Source organism: Brachyspira sp. SAP_772 (genome assembly GCF_009755885.1).
In the GTDB taxonomy this organism is placed as follows: domain Bacteria; phylum Spirochaetota; class Brachyspiria; order Brachyspirales; family Brachyspiraceae; genus Brachyspira.
In genome coordinates this window covers 40,520-63,128 of sequence record NZ_VYIX01000003.1, presented here as the reverse complement: position 1 = coordinate 63,128, position 22,609 = coordinate 40,520, and the positions used below count along the sequence as shown (strand labels likewise).

General features: G+C 26.4%; 20 protein-coding genes and 1 tRNA gene. 16 read left to right on the top strand and 5 right to left on the bottom strand.

The window, feature by feature from the left end; genetic code table 11:
- Window positions 1-79: 79 nt before the first annotated feature.
- Entirely contained in the window at window positions 80-691 is a 612-nt protein-coding gene (locus tag GQX97_RS10020) for an acetate uptake transporter (RefSeq protein ID WP_157151816.1), read from the top strand.
- A 267-nt stretch (window positions 692-958) separates the two neighbouring features.
- The gene (locus tag GQX97_RS10015; RefSeq protein ID WP_157151815.1) at window positions 959-1,675 is read left to right on the top strand and encodes a periplasmic-type flagellar collar protein FlbB; all 717 of its coding nucleotides are present in this window, start codon (window positions 959-961) and stop codon (window positions 1,673-1,675) included.
- Window positions 1,676-1,776: 101 nt separating this feature from the next.
- Here GQX97_RS10015 and GQX97_RS10010 read toward each other — a convergent pair whose 3' ends face one another.
- Complete coding sequence (locus GQX97_RS10010) at window positions 1,777-2,931, bottom strand: M20 family metallopeptidase (protein WP_157151814.1); 1,155 nt, start codon at window positions 2,929-2,931, stop codon at window positions 1,777-1,779.
- 155 nt (window positions 2,932-3,086) lie between these two features.
- On the opposite strand from GQX97_RS10010, the gene GQX97_RS10005 reads away from it, so the two are divergent.
- The 4 genes from GQX97_RS10005 to GQX97_RS09990 all read left to right on the top strand — a co-directional run bounded on the left by GQX97_RS10005 (window position 3,087) and on the right by GQX97_RS09990 (window position 5,917).
- Window positions 3,087-3,959 (top strand): VIT1/CCC1 transporter family protein, encoded by an 873-nt coding sequence (locus GQX97_RS10005; RefSeq protein ID WP_157151813.1) that lies wholly within the window; start codon window positions 3,087-3,089, stop codon window positions 3,957-3,959.
- Between the two features lie 44 nt (window positions 3,960-4,003).
- Window positions 4,004-4,525 carry a YcxB family protein gene (locus GQX97_RS10000; RefSeq protein WP_157151812.1) on the top strand — a complete coding sequence of 174 codons (522 nt, stop codon included), beginning with the start codon at window positions 4,004-4,006 and terminating at the stop codon, window positions 4,523-4,525.
- Window positions 4,526-4,606: 81 nt separating this feature from the next.
- Window positions 4,607-5,449 (top strand): DUF438 domain-containing protein, encoded by an 843-nt coding sequence (locus GQX97_RS09995; RefSeq protein WP_157151811.1) that lies wholly within the window; start codon window positions 4,607-4,609, stop codon window positions 5,447-5,449.
- A gap of 132 nt (window positions 5,450-5,581) precedes the next feature.
- Window positions 5,582-5,917, top strand: a complete 336-nt coding sequence (locus tag GQX97_RS09990) for a DUF1232 domain-containing protein (protein ID WP_157151810.1) — start codon at window positions 5,582-5,584, stop codon at window positions 5,915-5,917.
- A gap of 9 nt (window positions 5,918-5,926) precedes the next feature.
- On the opposite strand, the gene GQX97_RS09985 is transcribed toward GQX97_RS09990, so the two are convergent.
- Window positions 5,927-6,604, bottom strand: a complete 678-nt coding sequence (locus GQX97_RS09985; RefSeq protein WP_157151809.1) for a tetratricopeptide repeat protein — start codon at window positions 6,602-6,604, stop codon at window positions 5,927-5,929.
- A gap of 90 nt (window positions 6,605-6,694) precedes the next feature.
- Here GQX97_RS09985 and GQX97_RS09980 point away from each other — a divergent pair, with 90 nt between their 5' ends.
- The 5 genes from GQX97_RS09980 to GQX97_RS09960 all read left to right on the top strand — a co-directional run bounded on the left by GQX97_RS09980 (window position 6,695) and on the right by GQX97_RS09960 (window position 13,287).
- Window positions 6,695-7,084, top strand: a complete 390-nt coding sequence (locus tag GQX97_RS09980; protein WP_157151808.1) for a hypothetical protein — start codon at window positions 6,695-6,697, stop codon at window positions 7,082-7,084.
- Window positions 7,085-7,550: 466 nt separating this feature from the next.
- The gene (mnmG, locus tag GQX97_RS09975; protein ID WP_157151807.1) at window positions 7,551-9,395 is read left to right on the top strand and encodes a tRNA uridine-5-carboxymethylaminomethyl(34) synthesis enzyme MnmG; all 1,845 of its coding nucleotides are present in this window, start codon (window positions 7,551-7,553) and stop codon (window positions 9,393-9,395) included.
- A 77-nt stretch (window positions 9,396-9,472) separates the two neighbouring features.
- Complete coding sequence (locus tag GQX97_RS09970; RefSeq protein ID WP_157151806.1) at window positions 9,473-10,183, top strand: zinc metallopeptidase; 711 nt, start codon at window positions 9,473-9,475, stop codon at window positions 10,181-10,183.
- A 436-nt stretch (window positions 10,184-10,619) separates the two neighbouring features.
- Window positions 10,620-11,672: a thiamine biosynthesis protein gene (locus tag GQX97_RS09965; protein WP_157151805.1), complete on the top strand. Its 1,053-nt coding sequence runs from the start codon at window positions 10,620-10,622 to the stop codon at window positions 11,670-11,672.
- Window position 11,673: 1 nt separating this feature from the next.
- On the top strand, window positions 11,674-13,287 hold the full coding sequence (locus GQX97_RS09960) for a hypothetical protein (protein WP_157151804.1): 1,614 nt from the start codon (window positions 11,674-11,676) through the stop codon (window positions 13,285-13,287).
- A 6-nt stretch (window positions 13,288-13,293) separates the two neighbouring features.
- On the opposite strand, the gene GQX97_RS09955 is transcribed toward GQX97_RS09960, so the two are convergent.
- Window positions 13,294-14,589: a hypothetical protein gene (locus tag GQX97_RS09955; protein WP_157151803.1), complete on the bottom strand. Its 1,296-nt coding sequence runs from the start codon at window positions 14,587-14,589 to the stop codon at window positions 13,294-13,296.
- A 108-nt stretch (window positions 14,590-14,697) separates the two neighbouring features.
- Between GQX97_RS09955 and pepT the strand changes: the two genes are divergently transcribed.
- Together pepT and GQX97_RS09945 are read left to right on the top strand one after the other, a co-directional pair.
- A complete protein-coding gene (pepT, locus tag GQX97_RS09950) occupies window positions 14,698-15,930 on the top strand; it encodes a peptidase T (RefSeq protein WP_157151802.1) in 1,233 nt (410 codons plus the stop codon).
- Between the two features lie 15 nt (window positions 15,931-15,945).
- A complete protein-coding gene (locus GQX97_RS09945; protein ID WP_157151801.1) occupies window positions 15,946-17,052 on the top strand; it encodes a glycosyltransferase family 2 protein in 1,107 nt (368 codons plus the stop codon).
- Here GQX97_RS09945 and thiL read toward each other — a convergent pair.
- Entirely contained in the window at window positions 17,049-17,999 is a 951-nt protein-coding gene (gene thiL / locus GQX97_RS09940) for a thiamine-phosphate kinase (protein WP_157151800.1), read from the bottom strand. The genes GQX97_RS09945 and thiL overlap by 4 nt on opposite strands.
- A gap of 66 nt (window positions 18,000-18,065) precedes the next feature.
- Window positions 18,066-18,138, bottom strand: a tRNA-Thr gene (locus GQX97_RS09935).
- Window positions 18,139-18,285: 147 nt separating this feature from the next.
- Here GQX97_RS09935 and gatB point away from each other — a divergent pair.
- From gatB to GQX97_RS09920, 3 genes are all read left to right on the top strand, one after another.
- Entirely contained in the window at window positions 18,286-19,737 is a 1,452-nt protein-coding gene (gene gatB / locus GQX97_RS09930; RefSeq protein ID WP_157151799.1) for an Asp-tRNA(Asn)/Glu-tRNA(Gln) amidotransferase subunit GatB, read from the top strand.
- 100 nt (window positions 19,738-19,837) lie between these two features.
- On the top strand, window positions 19,838-20,914 hold the full coding sequence (locus GQX97_RS09925) for a P-loop NTPase fold protein (protein WP_157151798.1): 1,077 nt from the start codon (window positions 19,838-19,840) through the stop codon (window positions 20,912-20,914).
- Window positions 20,915-20,921: 7 nt separating this feature from the next.
- Window positions 20,922-22,541: a hypothetical protein gene (locus GQX97_RS09920; RefSeq protein ID WP_157151797.1), complete on the top strand. Its 1,620-nt coding sequence runs from the start codon at window positions 20,922-20,924 to the stop codon at window positions 22,539-22,541.
- Window positions 22,542-22,609: the final 68 nt, after the last annotated feature.

Here is a 22,609-nt window from a genome sequence, read left to right as displayed (position 1 = left end):
ATAATTTATTTGCATATTTATTTGACATGTATATATATTTTTTCTATACTAATTAATAAATAGGGTATAGGAGTATATAATGAACAATGAAGTAAAAGTAACTCAATCATTAGCAGATCCCTCGCCGTTTGGTATGTTTGGATTTGCTGTAATAACTTTTGTGGCATCTTCTCAAAAGTTAGGCATTACTACAGGGGTGTCAGGGTTAGTGCCTTGGGCAATATTTTTAGGATGTGTGCCTCAGTTTGTAGCATCAATTGTAGATTTTAAAAAGGAGAATGTATTTGGTGCTGTTGTATTTGGCTCATTTGGATTATTTTGGTTTGCTGTAGCTATGATTTGGCTTATTTCTGTGGGGGTATTTGGAGAGGGGATGCAGGCTTCTCTTGATATGAAACAATTTGCTTTTGGATGTATAGCATATTTATTTCTTGTTATACCTTTAACTTTTGCTGCTGCTGAAGCTCATAAGGTTTTATTTTATATTTTTATAGCTGTAGATGTATTATTGATAGCAATGGCATTAAATTATTTAGGTATATCTCCAAAAGAAACTCAGCTTGTTGCTGGAATAGCTGAACTTGCTGCTGCTTTAATAGGTTTTTATGGATGTGCTGCTGGTGTATTAAATAAAAATTTAGGAAGAGTAGTGTTGCCTGTAGGTAAACCATTAGGAATATTTAAGAAATAATATAATAAATAACATACACTATAAAAAGGTCATATATAATAGTTTATATATGGCCTTTTTTGTATAATATTTTAAATAAAATATTTTTAAATAAAATATTTTTAAATAAAATATTTTTAAATAAAATATTTTTAAATAAAATATTTTTAAATAAATAAAAAAAATATGATAACTAAATATTTTTTTATTACGATAATGTTTTTAGTTGACATATTATAGGTTTTTCTGTATTATGTATACTATTATGTTATTTAGGTGTGAATGTTTATGAAATTTAAAATAGCAATATTGACTGTAGTTAATTTAATAGCTTTTATAGCATTACTTTATATGTTTGATATATTTGGAGTTGTTAATTATTATACTTTAATGCGTACCAAAATAGCTCCTAATGTGCCTTCTTTTTTCACTAGATTTACTCAAAAACCTAGAGTTGAGGATATGGCTCTTTTAGCTAGAGATGATCTTGCTAAGATGAGAGAATCTTTCAATTTAAGAGAAAAAGATATACAAGCACAAGAAGCCTTAATAGCTAGCAGGGCTATAGAATTAAATTCACAATCTGAATTAATAGAACAAGACAGACAAAACTTATTAAATGCTTGGTCTAATTATCAAGCTACTATGGATGAATCTGCTCAGTATCAATTAGTACTTACAGATTTGGCTAATAAAATTAACAGCATGCCACCTCAAAACTCTGTAGCTTTACTTAATCAATTAGCTGCTAATGGTTCTGATGATTTAATTATAGATGTATTAGTAGAGATGGATTCAATAGCTGCAGCAGAAGGAAGAAACAGTACTACTTCTTATTTGCTTAGTTTGATGGACCCTGCAGTGGCAGCAAGAATATTAGAAAAGTATGAAGCTCGCACTAATCCTAATAATAACACTGTGCCTTCATCTCCTAATGATTTCCCTTCATATACTCCAGATAATAATGAAATGCTTAATGATGGTATAATGGATATGGGAGCTTAAATAAAATTAGAAATAAAAAATAATTTTTATATAATAAAAAGATGCTGGAATTTTTTTCATTCAAGCATCTTTTTTATTTTTATATTCTTTAATGTTATTAATTATTTATTTTCTAAATGTTTTATAGCCCATTCGCTCATTAGTATGCTAGGCTGATATAATTTTGATTCATCTATTTCAAATTTGCTATTATGATGCGGAGTATTTTTTTCTGTCATAGTAGAAAAGAAAATAAATGTTCCGGGTATTTTATGTAAATATTCAGCAAAATCTTCTCCAGCCATAGAAGAGGTAAAATAAGCTGACTTTTTAAATCCTAATTTATTACATACTTCTGATAATTCCTCCGCTATTTTGTTGTCATTAATAACAGGAGAACAGCCCCATTCCATAATTACTTCTGCTTTTGCTCTATTAGCTATAGCAATAGACTCTGATATTTCTTTTATTCTTTTTCTTATAAATTTTACGTTTTCCTCACTAAATGTTCTGAAATTTCCCTCTAAAGTAACTTCTGATGGTATGATATTATATTGACTTCCTCCATTAATTATACATATTGATATTACTGTAGGGTCTGTAGCTATTATTTCTCTGCTTTTTATATTGTATATAGCTTGCACTATTTGGCTTGCAATTAATATGGGGTCAGATCCTAAATGAGGGTAAGCTCCATGAGAACCTTTCCCTATAACCTTAATAACAAATTTATCATTGGATGCCATTAATGGGCCTCCTTGAAGAACAAACTCTCCATTAGGTATATCTGTAACTATAGTACCAATATGTGTTCCTACTATAGCACTAACGCCATCTAATAAACCATCTTTTAATAAATTTTTAGCTCCTTTTGCTATCTCTTCAGCAGCTTGAAAAACTAATCTTACAGCACCATTTTTTAATCTATCTTTATTCTCTGATAAATAATAAGCAGCACCTAATAAACAAGCAGTATGGGCATCATGTCCGCAAGCATGCATATTACCATTCTTTGAAGCATATTCAACACCTGTCTCTTCAACTATAGGTAAAGCGTCCATATCCGCCCTAATAGCAACTATGTTCCCGCTCTTCACATTTCCTATATCGCATACCATTCCAGAATCTAAAGAACATTCTTTTACTTCAAGCCCTAATGATTTTAATTTATCAAGAACATATTTTTTTGTTTGAGGCAAATCTGTACCAACTTCTGGTATTCTGTGTAATTCTCTTCTCATGTTTATAATCATATCATTTAATTTTTTATTATCCATTTTTATATATCCCTTACTTAAAAATATTATATAATAATATATCAATATTCATTATAATATCAATATTTAAATTTTATATAAAATAATATTAATTTTTGCAATTAATTAATTTTCATTGTACTATTTAACTTAATTAATATTTAGGATTAATGTTTATGAAGCCAATATCAAAAGAAACTCTTAAGTTTTTATTGGAATTACAGCAAAATGAGATTACAGAACATGCAATATATTTTAATCTTGCAAAGTTTGTAAAAAAAGAAGATGATAAGCAAATACTTATAAATATTGGAAAAGAAGAATTTGCTCATGCTAAAATATTAGAAAAATATACTAATAAAAAATTAAGACCGCAGAAGTTTAAAGTTTTTAAGTTTTTTATTTTAAGTTTTATATTTGGCTATACATTTGTTATTAAGATAATGGAATCTGGAGAGAAGAGTGCCGAGTATATATATTCTAAGATAGTTGATGAGATACCTGATGCTAAGACTATTGCTTTTGAAGAATATGAACATGAGAATAAACTTATATCTATTTTAGATGAAGATAGGCTTAAATATGTTGGCTCTATGGTTTTGGGTTTGAGTGATGCTTTAGTTGAAATTAGCGGAACTTTGGCAGGGCTTACTTTTGCTTTGCAGGATAATAGGCTTGTTGCTTTGTCTGGAATAATTACTGGAATATCTGCTACGCTTTCTATGGCTTCTTCTGAATATTTGTCTGCTAAGGCTGATGGAAGTAAAAATGCTTTTAAGTCTTGTGCTTATACTGGAATAATGTATTTAATTACTGTGAGTCTTTTGATAATGCCTTATTTAGTTTTTACTCTTTCTATTTATGCACTTATTGCTATGCTTATCATTGTTATAACTATAATATTTTGTTTTACTTTTTATATTGCTGTGGCTAAGAGCATTTCTTTTAGAGAGAGATTTTTTGAGATGGCTGGTGTTAGTTTAACAGTTGCTGCTATAAGTTTCTTTGTGGGAATGCTAGTAAAACAATTCTTGGGTATTGATATTTAAATTGGTATTTAATTTATATTTAAAAAAAAGGAAATTATTTCTAAATGAAAAGAGAATATAGATATACTATTGAGCATAATGATTTTATTGACTTTCAGCTTCATTATTTGAAAACCAATCCTGAGCTTCAAAGTTCATTAAAGAAAAATCTTATCATTATTATATTGCTATATGTAGCAGTTCTTATAGGAATGTTTGTATATTTTAAGAGTAGTTTATTTATGCTTTTGATAGTTGCTTTGTTAATAACTCTTGTATCTATTTTGCAGATAATTAGCTATAAAAAAAGAGTTCAAAAAAATATTGTAAAAAAAGTTTTGTCTTATATAAAAACAGGAAAGCTTGATGATGTTTTTGGTGAGAAAATTTTAACTGTTTATGATGAAAAGATTGTTTTTAATGAAACTAAAGGAATAAAAAACTTTAACAAATCTGATATTAAAAAAATAGAGCAGAGCAAATTATGTGTTTTTATATATATTGACGATATGTCTGCTATAATAGTTCCTAAAAAAGTCCTAAGCAAAGAGGACATTGATTTTCTTATTTCCTACAAAAAAATATAATAATTTTTTTTGTTGTTAGTTATTGATTTTTATATTTTAAATGTTAGAATAATCTAACATTATATAACAGGAGTTTTTATTGTGAATAAATTTATAAATATAGATGAAAGTGTGTATAATACATGCAAAAATCATAGCGAAATAAGAGATATATTATATGATTTGGGATTTGATGCTATAAAAAATCCTATCATGTTTAATACTGTTGCTAGGAAGATAAGTATTAAAAAAGCATTAGAGATTAAAAAAGTAAGTGAAGATAAGCTAATAGAAAAATTTAGAGAAAACGGTTTTGATATTTCTAGTAATAGAAACATTATTTTGAAAGACTTAATAGTGAGGCTTCATAATAATGAAAATATAGAAAATATAAAAAAAGAATTTGATGCAAAATTAAATAAAGTATCTGCTCTTGAAGTGCATAATGCAATGCATGAATTAATAAAAGATGGAATGGAGATTGATGAGGCTAAAGAATATTTTTATACTAGGAGTTTAATTTTAAAAGATGCTATAGAAAATAGTGAAGATGATATGATATATTTTAAAAACACAAACAGAGAGATAGAAAAATTGTTAAAAGATATGTTAGAAAATAAAAACAGAAATATTTTTGAAGAGTTTTATAAAAAAGTAAAAAATCATTATATAAAAAAAGAATCTTTAATTTTTACAGCATTAAAAAAACATAATAATGATGAGCCTTCAAAGGTGATGTCTAAGGTTGATAAGGATATTATAGAGTATATGGATTATATAAATAATAATAATCTTGATGATAATAGTTTCTTTACTGAGATAAATAAACTTTGCAACAACATCAATGATATGATTTTTAAAGAAGAAAATATATTAATTCCTCTTGCTGCATCAGTGCTTTCTGAAGATGAATTAAAAGATATAAAAGAAAACTATATTAAATAAATTGTCATAATTTAATATTTATAGTATAATGATAGTTAATAAATATGTATTAGCTATCATTTTTTGTTTAAAATTTTTATTATAATGTTAAATTATATATAGCTAATATTTTTATGTTGTTATAGGGGTAGTATGTTTAATTGGTTTAATAAAGATGAAGAAGAAGTTGTAAAATCAAAATATAGTATATATGATAAATATCATCATATTATAGCTTGGATACCTTTTGTGGCTAGTGTATTTTATTGCACTTCCCCATTAGATATAGTGTCTGATATACTTCCTTTATCTGGAAGAGTGGATGAAGGTTTTTTATTAACAGCAACTATATTATATGGCATTCAAAATGGAGTTTTTTATTTTAATCCTAGAATTAGAAGGGCTGTCAGAATAATAAAATATATTGTTATAATCATTGGAATAATATTTATGGTGGGATTATTTGGTCATTTAATGGTTAATCCTTAAGTAAAAGTTTTAAAGTTTATTTATTTTTTCAAGCATATATTTTGACTTTTCATTTCCTGTTTTTTTATATAATTCATATAAAAGAGCATATATTTTTTTATTGTTATCACTATACTCTAAGCATTTCTCAAATATTTCTATTGCTTTGATGTCATCATTTATTTCTTTGTAGCATAAACCAAGATAATATAAACTCTCTTCATCATATTTATTAAGCTCTAATGCTCTATTAAAAGAATCTATTGCTTCATCAATTCTATTTGTATTAAGTAAAGCAATTCCCAAATAACGCCAATTAATATATTCTCTTGGAGCTATCATAAAAGATTTGTTTAACACCTCTATAGCTTCATTAAACATTCTTAATTCTATATAACAGTTTCCAAGATAATTTAGGCTTATATAATCATTATTTTCTAATTCATATGCTTTTGTTAAATAAAAAATTGCTTCTTTGAAATTTTCTATTTTTGTGTATGATATGCCAATTAAACGCCATATTGTATAATCTTTATCATTTATATTAAGAGCTGTTTTTAATACTTCTATAGCTTCATTATATTTTTGTAATTGTGTATAAAATATTGCAAAATCTATTCTCACTTTGTGGTTATTAGGTTCTAATTTGCAAATGGTTTTATATTGTTCTATTGTATTATTAATTTTAGTTTCTAAGCTTTCATTCATAAAGGTGATTCTTGCCTTATAGTTTTTTTGATTTTCGTATTATATAGTATATAATATTTGAAGTAAATATATTTATGAGAAATAATAAAAATGGATAAATATGATATTAGAGAAAAGATTTGCAGTGATAAAAATCTTGAGAAAAAAATAAAAGAGGAAGTTGAAAATTATTTGGATAATAATGTTTTGAAATTATATAGTTCTTCTTGTGTTAGTGAGTATAGCTATAATAATAATTTTGAAGTTGTTACCGCTGAGATATTTGAAAATGGTTATATTTTATCTGATATTCATATAGAAGTTGATATGATTATTTATGATTATATTTCTAATAATGATAATTATAAAAGAGAGAGAAAAGTTTTAATTAATAACAAATATTTTATTGGTTTTAACATTAGGTTTAGTTTAAATAACGATATTATAGAAAATTTGATAGTTAGATATTTTAATATATACGCTATAAGCAAAAACGAATGATAATTTTTTAAAATTTATTTACATACCCCGTCCTTTATTCTTTATTAATGTATTTGTAAATTTGTATTTTTAATTTCTTTGTTAATTTAATTAGAATTGTTAACGCCCGCCCAAGTGTTGATTAGATTAAAAATTTCTTCAACGCACGGTTAACAGAATTTATAATATAATAAAATTTTAATTACAAATAACCCTACCTTTTTTAGCTTAATTCTGCGTGCGGTAAGTAGATATTAAATAAAAAAACAACTGCATTTTTAAGCTAAAATTTAGGTTTTATGTTATATTTAATATATATTCCATAAATATAAATCTAAATATTTGTACTTTTTGCTACGGGAAAAAGTTGAATAAAAAAACTTCTAAATATAGCTGTTTGGATATATGATAAACTATATAGACAATATTTATATTTTAATATATCATTCTTAATAATTAATAAAAAATATAGAGAGAACTCTTAATTATGAATAATAAATATGATGTTATAGTAGTTGGTGCTGGGCATGCTGGCATAGAGGCAGCACTTTCTTCTGCAAGACTTGGAATGAAAACTTTGATTATATCTATTAATTTGGATACAATAGGTCAAATGTCTTGTAATCCTTCTATAGGAGGAGTTGCTAAGGGTACTATTGTAAAAGAGATTGATGCACTCGGCGGTGAGATGGGCATATTAATAGATAAAACTATGATGCAGTTTAGAATGCTAAACCGAAGCAAAGGCAAAGCAGTATGGGCTCCGCGTGCACAGGCAGATAAATATGCATATAAGGAAGAGGCTACTAAAACATTATACGCCGAGGATAATCTCACACTTCATCAGGATATAGTAACAGAAATAGTAGTAGAAAATAATGTAGTTAAAGGACTAAAAACAGAAAGAGGCAGAGAATATGAATGTAATGCTGTGATACTTACTACAGGAACATTTTTAAATGGTCTTATTCATATTGGTAAGTATCAAAAACAAGCAGGCAGAATTGGAGAGCTTCCTGCAATAGGGCTTTCGGATAATTTAAGAAGTTTAGGGCTTGAAGTAGGAAGACTAAAAACAGGCACACCTGCGAGAGTAGATTATTATTCTATTAACTTTGATATATTAGAAATGCAAAAAGGCGATGATGAAATAACACCATTTTCTTTTTTGGACAACAAAATTGACATAGTTCAAGAGCCTTGCTATATTACTTACACAGATGAAAATATCCATAAAATAATTCAAGACAATATTCATTTATCTCCGATGTATAGCGGAGTTATAACAGGAATAGGGCCAAGATACTGCCCAAGCATAGAAGATAAAGTTGTAAGGTTTGCAGATAAGCCTCGTCATCAATTACACTTAGAGAGAGAAAGCTACAGAACAAATGAAGTTTACATAAATGGATTTTCTTCAAGTTTGCCTGAAGATGTTCAAATAAAGATGATAAGGTCATTAAAAGGTTTAGAAGAAGTAAAGATATTAAAACCAGCATATGCGGTAGAATATGATTATGTGAACCCTATAGAATTAAAACCTACTTTGGAGACTAAAAAAATAGAAGGCTTATTTTTGGCAGGACAAATTAACGGCACAAGCGGATATGAAGAGGCAGCTTGTCAGGGTATTATGGCAGGAATAAATGCGAGTTTAAAAATAAAAAAAGAAGCTCCGTTTATACTTAAAAGAAGCGACGGATATATTGGTGTTTTAATTGATGATTTAACAACCAAAGGAACTAAAGAGCCTCATAGAATGTTTACTTCCCAAGCAGAACATAGAATGCTTTTAAGGCAAGACAATGCTGATGAAAGACTTACAGAGCTTTCTTATAATATAGGTCTTGCGAGTAAAGAAAGACTTGATAAAGTAAGAGACAAAAAACAAAAAACTCAAATACTTGTAGAATACTTAAACAAACGCACACTCACTCAAAAAGAAACCGAAGAATTAGGATTTACAAAAGAAGCTAAAGAGTACCGTACTATGAGTTTATCTTCTGTAATTAAACGTCCGGAATGCGGTATCGATATGCTTAAACATTTAATAGACGGCGATTATAATAAAAATGTTTTGGAGAATGCCGAAATTGCTATAAAATATGAAGGATATATTGCAAGATATTTAAACGAAATAAGAGATATAGAAAAATACGAGAAAATGCGTATACCTGAAGATTTTGATTATTCTACTTTAAAGAGTGTAAAAATTGATGCTATTAACAAACTTAAGCAATATAAGCCGTATAATATTGCTCAGGCTTTGAGAGTTCCTGAAATTGATATGTCAGTTGTTCAGGTTTTAATATTAACTCTTACAAAGAAGTAAAAATATTTTACTTTATTGGTATTGAGCTTGTTATATTTTAATGCTATAATTTTAGAATAATGTGAGGAGGATAAATAATGTTTGGCGGATATTTTGAATATTATTTTGGATATATATGGATATTAATACCCGGTATATTATTGGGTTTATGGGCACAGATGAAAGTAAATGGTGCTTACTCAAAATATAGTAGGGTAGAAAACAAAAGAGGAATAACAGGAGCACAAACAGCAAAATATATATTAGATGCTTATGGCTTAAATATTCCTATAGAGAGAATAAACGGGCATTTAACAGACCATTATGACCCAAGTGCTAAAGTTTTAAGACTTTCTAATGATGTTTATAATGGTACTGATGTTGCTGCTTTAGGTATTGCTGCTCATGAAGTTGGGCATGCTATACAACATGATAGAAGCTATGCACCTTTAACTTTAAGAAATAGTTTTTATCCATTATGTGCTATTGGTAATCAATTTGGACCTATGCTTGTACTTATTGGTATTGTTATTGGAGGGGCTGGAAGCATTTCTCAATATCTTATGATGGGAGGTATTATATTATTTGCTTTTGCTGTTTTATTCTCTTTAATAACATTGCCTGTAGAGTTTGATGCTTCTAATAGGGCTATAAAGATTTTGGATAAGGGCGGATTTTTGGATTCTGAAGAGCTTTATGGGGCTAGAAAAGTGCTTAATGCTGCTGCTTTAACTTATGTTGCTGCTGCTGTTACTGCGGTACTAAGTTTACTAAGACTTTTGATGCTTGCTAATAGAAGAAGAGATTAAAAATTATAGATAAGAGATTTATTAAAGAAGGTTAATCATTTTTATGATTAGCCTTTTTATTTTAACAAATTATTATTATTGAATAAATTAGAAAATGAATATATACTAAAATAAATAAATTTTGTCAGAAATATTTTTTAATTTTTTTATTTGTGGGGACTAGCCCCCTGCAAAGCGTGCCCATAGGGTACACGCCCCCACTTCTTTTACGACCGTAGGAAGTGCCTTCGGTATTGGTATAAAAGAAGCAAAAGAACTGCATTTTTATTCAAAGATATAGATATTATTTTAGATTATATATATTATTAAAATATAAAGTCTAAATATTTGCACTTTTTGGTTCTTTTTGCGGCGGGAAAAAGAACATTAAAAAATTGACAAATTTGAAAATTTTAGTATATACTCAAAAAAATTATTAAAATAAAGGTAAATGTAAATGAAAAAAGCTAAGGCTATTTTGCTTCTTTCAGGCGGTCTTGATAGTATGCTTGTGGGGGCTATATTAAAAAGAGAAAATATTGATGTTCTTGCTGTAAGATTCGTTACAGGGCTTGAATACCCTGTAATTAAAAATGAGCTTATGAATATACATTATAATGACCCTGCTAAAAAGGCTGCCGATTTTCTTAATATTCCAATAAGATTTGTTTCTTTGAAAGATAAATATATTGATATGTTTTTAAATCCAAAATATGGTTATGGAAGTTCTATTAATCCTTGTTTGGATTGCCATATACTTATGCTTAAAACTGCTAAAAATATAATGGAAGAAGAGGGATTTGATTTTATTGCTACTGGAGAAGTTAAAGGGCAAAGACCTATGAGTCAAAAATCTCAAGACTTAATTAATTCTATAAGAGAAAGCGGACTTGAGGGCAAACTTTTAAGACCATTATCTGCAAAGCTTCTTCCAATCACAATAGCAGAAAGCGAGGGGCTTATAAACAGAGAAAATCTTTATGATATATATGGACGAAGCAGGCATGTACAGATGGAGCTTGCTAAAGAGTTTGGTATAGATGATTATCCTATTCCTTCTGGCGGGTGCTGTTCTATAGTTGATAAAAATTATGGAAGAAGATACGAGGAGCTAGTTTCTCATAATGGAAGAGATATTGTTAATATGGAGCTTATGCAGTATTTAGCTATAGGAAGGCATATAAGAATTGATGATAATGCAAAACTTATACTTGGAAGAAATGAAAATGAAAATGATGCATTAGAAAAAAGAGAGAGAAAAAACGCTATTACATTTAGACCAAATTATAATAAGGGGCCTTTTGGTTATTTAGAGCTTTATGGGGAAGTTGAGAACATAAAAGAAGTAGTGTTAAAATCTGCAAACATAATGGGTTATTTTTCTAAAGAAGAGGCTGAAACTTTGTCTATAACGATTTCTTATAATTATAATGATAAAGATGATGAAAAAGAGATAATCGAGATAGATAATAAAAAATCTAAAGAAACACAATTTACACAGATATTATAATATGAGTGAATATAATTCCAAAAAAAGATATTTAGGTGAGTTTTATACACCTTTGATATTTGCCAAAAAGTCTTTAGAGTATATAAATAGTGTTATTTCTATAGATGAATTAAAAAGCGGCAATTATAGAATATGGGATATGGCATCTGGAAGAGGGAATTTAGAATATTATTTAGATAAAGAATTGTATAAATATTTGTATATGTCTACAATAGATGAAAAAGATATTGATTATTGCAAGAAAAAGTTCAGAGGAGTTTGTTTATTTCAATATGATTATTTGAATGATGATATAGTTGTTTCAGAAAATATTTTTAACTATCAAAAGCTTCCAAAAAAATTAATAAAAGACTTAAATAATAAAAACTTAAAATGGTTAATATTTATAAACCCTCCATATGCTACAAGTCAAGTTGCAGGCACAAATTCAAAAAGCAAAAAAAATGTGAGTATTAGCAAAATAAGAGATATTATGCACGCCGAAAAATTAGGAGAATCTTCGAGAGAGCTTTATGCTCAGTTTATGTTTAGAATATACAGAGAGTTTTTATATAGAGAAGTTTATTTAGCAATATTTTCTAAAACAAATTATATAAAATCAAACAATAATGAAAAGTTTAGAAACAATGTTTGTAATTATAAGTTTATGAATGGTTTTATATTCTCTTCTTCTAATTTTGATAACACTTCAAAAACAACTCCCTTTCCTGTGAGTTTTATAATATGGAAAGTTTCAAAATTGTTTAACATAAAAAAAGAAAATATAGTATTAGATATACTTAATGATAATGGAGAATTAAAAACTAAAAAAAATTATAGCGTGGTTTCTAGAGAAGAACTGTTAAATAAATGGATAAAGAGAATAAGAACAACATCATCATTTGTGCCTTTATCATCTGCTATAGTTGTAAAAGAAAATGGAAAAGACATAAGAAACAAAATATGCGATGGTTTTATAGGTTCACTTATGAGCTGCGGAAGCGATTTACAAAAACAAAATCTCACAGCAATATTTTCTGCTCCTCAGGCTTCTGCAGGTTCTCTTTCTATCACAAAAGAAAATTTTGAAAAAGCTATGATTATACATGCCGTTAGAAGAAGTGTAAAAGTTAATTGGCTTAATGGAAGTGATCAATTTATTATTCCAAAAAAAAGTTTTTCTGATGATTTTAAAAATGACTCTATAGTGTGGAGCTTATTTTCTACTTCCAATCAAACCTCTGCTATGGATAATATTTTTTATAATAACAAATATTATAAAATAATTAATCATTTTTATCCGTTTGATTATAAAGAAGTTTTTTGCAATAATAGTTTTTTTAGTTATGATGGAGAAAGCAGATTTGTATATGATTATTTAAAAAATATTTCTTTCACAAAAGAAGCTAAAGATTTAATTGATATTTCAAAAGAGCTTTATAAATATTTTTATACTAATATAGAAAAAGTTAATGCAGATAAATTTAAAATATCTCTTTGGGACAGCGGCTTTTGGCAGATAAGAAAATCTCTCAAAGATGCTTCTCTTGCATTGGATATTCTAAAAGAAATTAAAACAAAAAGAAACATCTTAAGAGAAAATATTTTAAAAGAAATTGATAATTTTGTTTCTTAATTATATTTATTTACCCCAAACTCCACCAAATTTAAAACTCAAACCTATATAAAAATCATTGTCTACAGTGTAATGACCGTTTTTTTCATTATATGAAATTACGCCAACTTGATTTCTATTTTCAAGCTCATAATATTGATAATTATTTTTATATACAGGGTCATATGTAAATGTATCTGAAACCATAATTTTAAAATCTTCTGTAACATTAAAAGTAAGTTTTAAAAATGCTCTATATTTAGGCTGAAAAATATCTTCACTGTTTGAATAAATATTATTATCATGCACTCCAACATGTGCTGTAATATCTATAATCCATAATCTTCTCGCCTCAAAGAAAAGAAAACCGCTCATAGCATAATAAGGTTTATTGCCATCAAATGTTTGAATAGAGAAATCTGTATAGTATCCTCCATTATAATTGTGAGGATTATTATTTTCGTTTCCCGGTGAATATTCATTGTATCTCATTATTCCATGTCTAAACCAAAATCCTTCTATTCCTACTGTAAATCTTCCATTTTTGCCATTTTTAAAATAGAAAAAAGCATTAATACTATCTCCATATTCTTTTATAGGTATTGATCCAAGCTGACTTACTATACCTGCAACACCAGTATTAATATAATCGTTACTATAGGATATTTTAGCCATTAATCCTTTAGAAGAGTTAGGGTCAAGCCCCATTTCACCATTGACCACACCAATTCCAATGAATACTCCATAGAACGATGACTCTATCATAAGACCTGTATCGTATCTTGGTATAAATTGCGTTTCATAACCTATAGGCATATCTCTTGGTCCTGATAATATAGTTGCTTTGTTGCTGCTTACTGTGTGAAAATAAAATAGTGTAGGGAAATATGAAGTCATAGGTATATTTTTTGTGTATGGTTCTAATACCCCAGCTCTTACTCCAATATATTTGAAATTTACAAATAGATTCATTTTAGAAAAATCAACAACAGGAGGAGACATATCTTTATAAAATCTAGCTTTATGAGATAAAGGTTCATAAAATCTAGCATTTATATTTGCTTCAATAGATGCATATTTATATTCTTTTATATAGTGCAAATCTCCATAAAGAAGTACCCCTAATGTATCTTCATTTCCTGTTTGTTCTATTAAATCACTCATTCTTCCATATGCTATTAATTCTAATGATGCACTTAAAATTCCATATTTACCAGAGTTTGTATTTGTTGTTTGTATGTTTGTTGTTTGACTGTATAATGCATTAAAAACATTAAAAATGATAATAACTAAAGACAAATATTTTTTCATAATTTTACCCATAATTTATTAATTTAGCAAATATAACATAAAGAAATTAAAATATCAATTAAATATTGAATATTTACTCTTTTTTGATAATATATAAATATTAATTTTTAGGATAATATTATGAAAGCTTATGAAAGATTTATAAAATACACTGCTTTTGACACTTCATCATCGTCTGCCAATGAAAATGAAACACCAAGCTCTATTGGGCAGAGAGTGTTTGCTGAATATTTATTAAAAGAGTTAAAAGATTTAGGAGTTGATAATTCTTATATTGATGAGAAATCTTTTGTATATGCTGCAATTCCTGCAACTAAGGGAAAAGAGGATAAAGCCAAAATAGGTTTTATTGCTCATTTGGATACTGTTGAAGATGTTAGCGGCAAGGATATAAAGGCTAATATAATCAAAAATTATGATGGTAAAGACATAATATTAAACAAAGAAAAAAACATAATATTTAGTGTAAAAGATTTTCTTAATTTAAATAAATATATAGGCTCTGATTTAATAGTAACAGACGGTACAACACTTTTGGGTGCTGATGACAAGGCTGGTATTGCTGAGATTATGACTATGGTTGAAACTATAATGAAAGATAAAAGTATAGAGCATGGAGAGATAAAAATAGCATTTACTCCAGATGAAGAAATAGGTTCTGGTATAGAGCATTTTAATGTTGAAGGGTTTGGAGCTGATTTTGCATATACTATAGACGGCGGAGAATTAGGAGAGATAGAATACGAGAACTTTAATGCTGCTTCTTGTAATATAGTTGTTAATGGGGTTAATGTTCATCCGGGTTATGCTAAAAACAAAATGAAAAATGCCATATTACTTGCTATGGAGTTTAATGGCATGCTTCCGCAAAACGAAAAGCCAGAGTATACAGAAAATTATGAAGGTTTTTATCATTTATCATATATAGAAGGCAATGAAGAAAATGCTAAGCTTGAATATATAATAAGAGATCATGACAGAGAAAAGTTTGAAAATAAAAAAGAGTTTATAAAAAATATTTGTGAGTTTCTAAATAAAAAGTATGGTGAAAACACATTTGTAGTTAAGCTTAAAGATAGTTACTACAATATGAAAGAAAAAATACTTCCTCATATGCATTTAATAGAAAATGCTAAAATAGCTTTTAATGAATGCGGTATAAAAGAAAAACAAGTTCCTATTAGAGGAGGCACTGATGGTGCTAGGTTATCGTTTAGAAATCTTCCTTGTCCTAATCTTTCTACTGGAGGAGAAAATGCCCATAGTAGATTTGAGTATATTCCTGTTCAGTCTTTGGAGAAGATGGTTGAGGTTTTACTAAAAATAGTAAGTATATATGCTAATTATAAATAATAGGAGATGTTTTTAATGCCTAAAGTTTCTGTTGTTTTACCAATTTATAATGTTGAAAAATATTTAAGAAAATGTTTGGATAGTGTGATTAATCAAACATTAAAAGATATAGAAATAATTTGTGTTAATGATTGTTCTACTGACAACTCAGAAAATATTATTAAAGAATATATAAATAAAGACAATAGAGTAAAAATTATTAATCATAAGGAAAATCAAGGTTTAGGTTTTGCAAGAAATAGCGGTTTATTAGAAAGCAATGCAGATTATATTTCATTTATAGATTCTGATGATTTTGTATCTGAGAACTTTATTGAAGAGTTATATAATACTGCTTTAAAAAGTGATGCTGACATAGTTTTTACAAATAATATATATACTTTTAATGAAGCTACTAATAATATAAAGCCTTATTATCATAACAGATTAAATATTTGGAAGAAGAAATTTAAAAACTCCTACATTGAAGGTATTAGTAATTTTAATGTTAATACTACAGAAAAAGAAAATACTCCAGAATATCCTTTAGTTGTTGCTTGGAATAAATTATATAAGAAAAATTTTTTAATAGAACATAAATTACTTTATTCAAAATATAGATTAGCTGAAGATGTGGATATGTTTTATAGGTTTTTAGTTTATAATCCAAAAATATGTTATAACAATAACGCAAAATATTATTATTTACAAAGGAGCACTTCTTTAATAGGTAATATCTCTTACACTAAAAATATGCCTTTAGCGATATTAGAAGTTTTTGAAAATGTTTTTAATTATTATAAAGAAAATAAAAAAGATTTGCTTATAGATTGTAATTATTATAATTTCTTTTCTTTGCTTCATACTTTTAATAATTATAAAGCAGAGAATAAAGATGAGTTTTATAAACTCTGTCATAACTTAATAAAAAAACTTGATGTTGAAATAGATAGAAAAAAACATGCATTCTATTCATACAATGTTTATGTAATGAAAACTTATGATGATTATAAAGTTTATATAGACAAGATAGAATCTATAAAGAAAAAAGTGTTTTCTGTGGCTTGGTGGATACCTTCTATCACTCTTAGAGAAAAATACAAAAAATATGCATTAGATAAAATTGCTGATAGTAAGTTTTAAATATGAGTATATCCTTTATATTTAAAATTTACTGTTTTATTATTTTTATCTATAAATGAAACTCTATTATCTTCTTTTGATGATGTCATTTTTCCTATTTTTATAAGATTGTCTTTTTCTTCTATATTATCTTGAGTGGTAAATAACACAGCATAATCTTCTCCGCCTGTGAGTATTGAGTTTAATACTTCTTTGCTGCCATCAAAAAATCTATTAACCTTTTGCCAATTAGAATCTTCAAATACTTTAGCATACAAATTAGACTTCTCTGCTATATGAGATAAATCTTGTAACAGTCCATCACTAATATCTATAGAAGAGTTTATTTTGTATTTTTTTATTATCTCTTGCCATTCATTAAAGAAAAGTTTTGGTCTTAAATGGGTTTTTACACTTTCATCATCATAGCTGTAGTTGCCAGATAATAGTTTTTTTAGACCCCAGTCACTTTCACCAACAATTCCTAAAACATAAATATTGTCATTATCTTTTGAATTGCTTCTAAGTATTGATTTATTTTTTTCTATTTCACCAATTAATGTTATAGATATAAAAAAATCATTGTTTGAACTAGTGGTGTCTCCTCCTGCAATTTCTATGTTATATGGTTTGCATGCTTCCAAAAAACCATCATACCATTTTAAAATATTTTCTTCTGTAATGTTTTTTGGTATAGATAATGACACAAACACACTCTTAGGAAAAGCACCTTTACATATAATATCGCTAATATTAACTTGTGCTGATTTATATCCAACATCATAAAAAGAATAATATTTAAGGCTAAAATGTATGTTTTCAACTAATATATCTGTTGTTACTAGAATATCTTTTTCATCACTAATATTTCTTAACACAGCACAATCATCGCCGATATTGATGTTTGAAGTTTTATTGTGGTTATTTGACAGTTGTTTTATTTTTTCTATAAGTTCAAATTCTTTCATATTATGTTTTATTGTTATATTTTTTTATTGATAAATTAATTATAAAAAATATTTTACAAATATAAAAGCCAACCATGGGGATCGAACCCACGACCCACGCATTACGAATGCGTTGCTCTGCCAACTGAGCTAGGTTGGCTTTTTAATAATTATAACAATATTATATGCTTTGTCAATTTTGTTGAAGCTTAATGGATTATATCAAATATTTTTTTAATATATTGAAAAAAAATTAAATTCGTATAAAATATAGCAGATAATAATTTTAAAATTAGGATTAATAAATATGGAATATGAAGCAGTCATAGGATTAGAAGTGCATGTTCAGCTTAATACAAAAACAAAAGCATTCTGTTCATGCCCAAACACTTTCGGTGCTCCTGCAAACACTCTTACTTGTCCAAGATGTCAGGCTCACCCCGGTACTTTGCCTATAGTTAATAAAGAAATGGTGCATAAAACTATTAAAGCAGGACTTGCTACTAACTGCACTATTCAAAAGAAAAGCAGATTTGCTAGAAAACATTATTTCTACCCAGATTTGCCTTCTTACTATCAGATTACTCAAATGGATGAACCAATCTGTACAGAAGGTCATCTTGATATAACTGTACTTAATGAAGATGGTTCTTCATACAATAAAAGCATAAGAATAAACAGAATACACATGGAAGAAGATGCTGGTAAACTTGTGCATGATGATACTGGAAGACCTTTAAGTTATGTAGATTTAAACCGTGCTGGTTGTTGTTTGATAGAATGTGTAAGCGAGCCTGATATTTCTACAGGTGAAGAGGCTTATCAATATTTAACAGAGCTTAAAAAGATTTTTAAATATATTGATGTTTCTGATTGTAATATGGAAGAGGGTTCTTTAAGATGCGATGCTAACGTTTCTATAAGACCAAAAGGAAGCACAGAACTTGGAACTAAAACTGAAGTTAAAAATATGAACAGTTTTAGAAATGTAAGACTTGCTATTGACTATGAAATCAAAAGACAAATAAAAGCTCTTAACAATGGAGAGAAAATCTTACAAGAGACAAGACTTTATGATGCTAAAGAAAACACTACTAAAGGAATGCGTTCAAAAGAGGGTGCTGCAGATTATAGATATTTCCCAGACCCTGATATACCTCTTTTAGTTCTTAAAGATGAAGAGATTGAGCAGGCTAAAAAAGAGCTTCCAGAACTTCCTCAGCAAAAACGTGAGAGACTAAAAAAAGATTATGATTTACCGGATCAGGATATAGTTGTATTAACAGAAGATGCTGCTTTAGCTGATTATTATGAGGCAGCAGTAAAAGCTTATCCTAAACAGCCTAAGAAAATAAGCAACTGGATAATGGTTGAAGTTAATGCATACTTAAACAAAAAACTTCTAACTATAAAAGAATTCAAACCAAAACCAGAACATATTGCTGAAATATTTAAACTTATAGATGAGAATGTTATAAGCGGTAAAATAGCGAAAGAGATTTTTGAAGATATGTGTGAAACAGGAGAAGCTCCTTCGGCTATAGTTGAGAAAAAAGGAATTAAACAAGTAAGCGATACTGGTGAACTTGAAACAATAATTAGAAAAGTTTTAGAAGAAAATCCTAAATCAGTAGCAGATTTCAAAGCAGGTAAAGAAAAATCATTTGGTTTCTTAGTAGGGCAAACAATGAAAGCTACTAAAGGTCAGGGTAACCCTAAACTTGTTAATGAAGTTTTGAGAAAGATTTTAAGCGAATAATTAATATATAATAATTATTTATAAAAGAGTTTCATGTTAATTTATGGAACTCTTTTTTATTTTGATGTATAATAAAAATATAATAGTGTGAGACTTATTTATGCCTGATAAAAATGCTATAAAATTATTAGATGAATCCCCAGCTGAAAACCCAGATAATTCATTACCTCATAAACAAACATGTAATAGTATTTTAAATATAATTGATAATAATAAAAATGTATTAAGAAAAGTAATATTATTAAGTGGAGTGAGAGGGTCAGGTAAAACTACAATAATACAAAAACTTATTAGAGAAAATGAAAAAGATAAAATATTTATAACAATAGATGCATGGAATGCTCCTGAAAATGTTTTAAAGAAAGAGTTTTTAAGATGTCTATTTAGAAATGTATTAGATCAAAGAGGTAAAATAAAAAAAGGGAAGTATGCTGATCATTTAAAAAATCCTCTTGATAAATTATTAAAGGATATAGATACTATTGAAAAAAACGTAAAATCAAATATTAATTTTATTACAATATTAATATATTGTTTCGTATTTATAGGAATTCCTATATTAACTTATATAAAAAATAGCCCACTTAATAATATAAATTTTAATAGTCAACATTACTATATATTATTTCTTATTATATTACTAATATCATTTATGTTTAAAAATTATATTGTTAAAATATTATTTCCTTTTTTATATGGTTCCTCAGATAGTTATTCAGAATATGAAGAAGGGAAAGATTTAACTCCTTATCAATTTAAACAATTTGTAAAAAAATTTTATAGTCTATATTCTGACTTCTTTGATAAAGATGTTGTTATTGTAGTAGACAATATGGATAGGCTTTCAAAAGATGAAGAAGAAAAATTTATTTCATCATTATATACTTTTATAGAATGCATGCAGAAAAAAGATGATAATATTAATATTTGGTTTATATTGGCTGTTGATAAAAAAAATATAGGTAAAAATAATAGTAGTGTAGATAATTCATTTTATGATAAATTAAGTCCTTATGAAGTAAGTATACCAGAGATGAATAATTTTTTAGTTGGCACCTACTTTAAAAAAGAACTGTTTAATAATTTTGATAATAACATTATTAAAGAAATTAAAAACTTGGATCAAATATATTTATTGTTAGACTTTTTTAAAGAAGATAATACTGATATAAGGTAAAATGAATATGGATTATACACCTAGAGAGATAAAAAAGTTAATAAATCAAATAAAGATAAATTATTATTCAAATATTGATTTATTACAAAATACGAAAAATAAAAGCGATAACAAATATTTAAAAAATGAGGCTTATAATGAAGAAATATTTTTTATGGCATCTTTATTTGTATCATCAGCACAAATATTTAATAATGAAAAAAAGTTATTAGAATTAATAAAAATATACAAAAATAATGGTAATGAAAAAAATAACCATATAAAAAATAAATTAGGTACTATATATAATAAAATTCTTGATAAAAATAAAATTGATTTAGATAAATTGATAGAATATATTAATATTATATATTATAAAATGCAAATTCCTGATAAGGATGCTTTTATTGAATTAATTGATAATTTTAATACATTCAATAATAGTGAAAATATAAAAAATATTTCAGATTATTTCTCAATTTTTGATAATGATAAATTAAAAGAAAATTTAAGTGAAGCTATTAAAGAGGTATTACAAACTAACGATAATATCTATGATATTACAAGTTATATAATAGATATATATAATTCTTTAGAAAAATATAATATAATTTTTCTAGAAAATAACTCTATAATAACAGATATAGTACTTGATAAAGCAATAAAAATAAATAATATTAATACTAATTATACTTTTATAGTAAATATATTTAAATTTTTTGTTTTTTCTAATAATAAAAATAAATATCTTAATAAATTAAGAGAGTTATTAAAATATTGCATTGAACATGTATATAAAGATCAGTATAAGAATTTAGATAATAAAAAAGTAATTTTTGAATATATATCTTTTATTGATAAAATATATATAAAAAAATTTGATTATGATTATTTTTCTAAATTAACCAATTTTGATATTTTTGATAATACATTAAAAGACTATCATTTTTTAATAGATGATGGATATATTGATTTGTATTTAAATAACATTATATTATATAAAGATGCATATTTTTACATTGATAATTTAAATTTATTAATGATTATAGCATTATTTAAATATGCAACTAATGTTAAAAAGATATTATACGAACTTAATAAAAACGGTATAAGTAATGATAATAATATAAGTTATAAAAATTGTAATTTATTTTTCATAAGCTGTTATATTGCTGGAAAATTGGATATAACAGAAATAAATGATTTAATTGAAATTTGTATTAATAGACCTTATTACTATATATCATATCTAATAGCATTAGATAGCTATCTAAAAGAAGTAAACATAAATAATGAATCAGAAAAAGTAAATGAAGCTATTTTTGATAAAATTAATAATTTGAATTCTTATATTGATAAAGGATCGAATTTAGCGGATTTCTATGTGCCACAAAAATTAGTTATAGAATTTCGTGAAATGAATGCTCTAATAATTGTTCTAAATAAATTCAAAGACAATAAAGATTATAAAATAATAATAAAGGATATAATTTTTTATATATTTTATAACTTTTATAAAAATATAAAAACTGACCATATAATCAATTCTATAAATTTCAATTATATTCTAAATAATATTATAAAAGAAAAATTGGGAGAAAATGACAATTTTTATAAAGCTTTACATAGTGAATTAAAACTATATTAAAAAAAACTAAAATATGATTTTGAAAATAATATAAATAATTAATACAAATTTGAAAATCCAACTATAAC

Bases quoted from the DNA above. Each gene is read 5' to 3' on its own strand.
- GQX97_RS09955 (WP_157151803.1), bottom strand. From the start codon at position 14,589: ATGGGTAAAATTATGAAAAAATATTTGTCTTTAGTTATTATCATTTTT.
- GQX97_RS09945 (WP_157151801.1), top strand. From the start codon at position 15,946: ATGCCTAAAGTTTCTGTTGTTTTACCAATTTATAATGTTGAAAAATAT.
- GQX97_RS09965 (WP_157151805.1), top strand. From the start codon at position 10,620: ATGAAAAAAGCTAAGGCTATTTTGCTTCTTTCAGGCGGTCTTGATAGT.
- GQX97_RS09925 (WP_157151798.1), top strand. From the start codon at position 19,838: ATGCCTGATAAAAATGCTATAAAATTATTAGATGAATCCCCAGCTGAA.
- GQX97_RS10010 (WP_157151814.1), bottom strand. From the start codon at position 2,931: ATGGATAATAAAAAATTAAATGATATGATTATAAACATGAGAAGAGAA.
- GQX97_RS09990 (WP_157151810.1), top strand. From the start codon at position 5,582: ATGTTTAATTGGTTTAATAAAGATGAAGAAGAAGTTGTAAAATCAAAA.
- mnmG (WP_157151807.1), top strand. From the start codon at position 7,551: ATGAATAATAAATATGATGTTATAGTAGTTGGTGCTGGGCATGCTGGC.
- thiL (WP_157151800.1), bottom strand. From the start codon at position 17,999: ATGAAAGAATTTGAACTTATAGAAAAAATAAAACAACTGTCAAATAAC.
- GQX97_RS10020 (WP_157151816.1), top strand. From the start codon at position 80: ATGAACAATGAAGTAAAAGTAACTCAATCATTAGCAGATCCCTCGCCG.
- GQX97_RS09980 (WP_157151808.1), top strand. From the start codon at position 6,695: ATGGATAAATATGATATTAGAGAAAAGATTTGCAGTGATAAAAATCTT.
- GQX97_RS09920 (WP_157151797.1), top strand. From the start codon at position 20,922: ATGGATTATACACCTAGAGAGATAAAAAAGTTAATAAATCAAATAAAG.
- GQX97_RS09960 (WP_157151804.1), top strand. From the start codon at position 11,674: ATGAGTGAATATAATTCCAAAAAAAGATATTTAGGTGAGTTTTATACA.
- GQX97_RS09970 (WP_157151806.1), top strand. From the start codon at position 9,473: ATGTTTGGCGGATATTTTGAATATTATTTTGGATATATATGGATATTA.
- GQX97_RS09985 (WP_157151809.1), bottom strand. From the start codon at position 6,604: ATGAATGAAAGCTTAGAAACTAAAATTAATAATACAATAGAACAATAT.
- GQX97_RS10000 (WP_157151812.1), top strand. From the start codon at position 4,004: ATGAAAAGAGAATATAGATATACTATTGAGCATAATGATTTTATTGAC.
- GQX97_RS10005 (WP_157151813.1), top strand. From the start codon at position 3,087: ATGAAGCCAATATCAAAAGAAACTCTTAAGTTTTTATTGGAATTACAG.
- GQX97_RS10015 (WP_157151815.1), top strand. From the start codon at position 959: ATGAAATTTAAAATAGCAATATTGACTGTAGTTAATTTAATAGCTTTT.
- pepT (WP_157151802.1), top strand. From the start codon at position 14,698: ATGAAAGCTTATGAAAGATTTATAAAATACACTGCTTTTGACACTTCA.
- gatB (WP_157151799.1), top strand. From the start codon at position 18,286: ATGGAATATGAAGCAGTCATAGGATTAGAAGTGCATGTTCAGCTTAAT.